This window comes from Halomonas marinisediminis (genome assembly GCF_004347715.1).
In the GTDB taxonomy this organism is placed as follows: domain Bacteria; phylum Pseudomonadota; class Gammaproteobacteria; order Pseudomonadales; family Halomonadaceae; genus Halomonas; species Halomonas icarae.
On record NZ_SLTR01000390.1, the window covers coordinates 1 to 279 of the forward strand.

Genomic DNA, 279 nt, shown 5'->3' on the forward strand with positions numbered 1-279 from the left:
TGCGTCAACGGCTTGCCATTTAGATAAGGGCGCGCCTATCTGGCGCAAATAGCGAAAGGATCGTCATGCGACCGTCAGGACGTCAAACCCATGAGATGCGCGGCGTCTCGATCGAAACTGGCTTCACCAGGCACGCCGAAGGATCCTGCCTGATCTCAATGGGTGAAACACGCGTGTTGTGCACCGCCTCCGTCGAGGAGCGCGTGCCGCCGTTTCTGCGTAACACCGGTCTTGGCTGGGTGACGGCGGAATATGGAATGTTGCCCCGCGCAACCCATA

General features: G+C 59.1%; 1 pseudogene. It reads left to right on the top strand.

Features of this window, described 5'->3' with window-relative positions:
- Positions 1–95: 95 nt before the first annotated feature.
- Positions 96–279 (top strand): annotated as a pseudogene (gene rph / locus E0702_RS17115) (ribonuclease PH); the annotation flags it as partial.